Source organism: Klebsiella sp. 2-CIP_Kleb. (assembly GCF_050378715.1).
GTDB classification, from domain to species: domain Bacteria; phylum Pseudomonadota; class Gammaproteobacteria; order Enterobacterales; family Enterobacteriaceae; genus Klebsiella; species Klebsiella quasipneumoniae.
This window is the reverse complement of the sequence record NZ_JBNRLG010000025.1, coordinates 1-1249: the sequence shown is the minus strand read 5'-3', so window position 1 is coordinate 1249 and position 1249 is coordinate 1. Positions and strand designations below refer to the sequence as shown.

At 51.9% G+C, this 1249-nt stretch carries 1 protein-coding gene; it reads right to left on the bottom strand.

Annotated features, from left to right (window positions below):
* Window positions 1–8 precede the first annotated feature (8 nt).
* A protein-coding gene (locus ACQUTP_RS25655; RefSeq protein ID WP_115834598.1) for an IS3-like element ISEc52 family transposase occupies window positions 9–1177 on the bottom strand; the annotation gives its coding sequence in 2 pieces (ribosomal slippage) (window positions 9–928 and window positions 928–1177; 1170 coding nt in all).
* Window positions 1178–1249: the final 72 nt, after the last annotated feature.

Sequence of the window (1249 nt, the reverse complement as noted above, 5' to 3'; positions counted from 1 at the left end):
TGAAGTGGTCAACAAAAACTGGCCACCGCGTTAGAGTTTTTCCAGTATCGGTTTTCTGATTCGTTTGGTGGTAACCCACCATTATATTCGTGCGGTCTTAGTGCGCTGTAATACCCAACGATATAGTCCGTTATTGCGTGGGCTGCATCGCTGAAGCTTACATAGCCCGTCGCCGGCACCCATTCGTTCTTCAGACTCCTGAAGAAGCGCTCCATTGGGCTGTTATCCCAGCAGTTTCCACGCCGACTCATACTCTGCCTGAACCGGTATCGCCACAGTAACTGCCGGAACTGCCTGCTCGTATAATGGCTGCCTTGATCGCTGTGGAACATCACCCCGACTGGCTTACCACGGGTTTCCCATGCCATTTCCAGTGCTTTCATGGTGAGCCTGCTGTCCGGCGAGAACGACATGGCCCAGCCCACTGGTTTTCTTGCGAACAGGTCGAGAACAACGGCGAGGTACGCCCAGCGCTTACCCGTCCAGATATAGGTCACATCACCGCACCACACCTGATTTGGTTCCGTTACGGCGAACTGTCGCTCAAGATGATTCGGGATAGCAACGTGCTCATGACCACCACGCTTATACCGGTGAGTCGGCTGCTGGCAACTGACCAGCCCCAGCTCTTTCATGAGTCTGCCAGCAAGCCAGCGCCCCATCTGGTATCCTCTCTGGGTTGCCATTGTGGCGATGCTTCTTGCTCCGGCAGAGCCGTGGCTGATGCCATGCAGTTCAAGTACCTGACTGCGTAATACAGCCCGTCTGCCGTCTGGCTTTTCAGGACGGTTTTTCCAGTATTTGTAGCTGCTGCGATGAACCCCGAACACATGGCAGAGAGTGGCCACAGGATAACGCGCCCTGAGTTTCCCGATTATCGAGAACTGTTCAGGGAGTCTGACATCAAGAGCGCGGTAGCCTTTTTTAATATTTCATTTTCCATTTCAATACGTTGTAGCTTTTTTCTGAGCTCTCGGATTTCAATTTGTTCCGGGGTAATGGGTGAGGCTTTTGGTGTTTTTCCCTGCCGCTCATCACGTAATTGTTTCACCCATCGCGTCATTGTGGAAAGGCCGACATCCATAGCGCTGGCTGCATCTGCCACGGTATAGTTCTGGTCAACGACCAGTTGAGCGGATTCGCGTTTAAACTCTGCGCTGAAATTTCTTTTTTTCATTATGGCACCTGTGTTGTTCTGAGGTGAGCATATCACCTCTGTTCAGGTGGCCAAATTCAGTAAACCACTTCA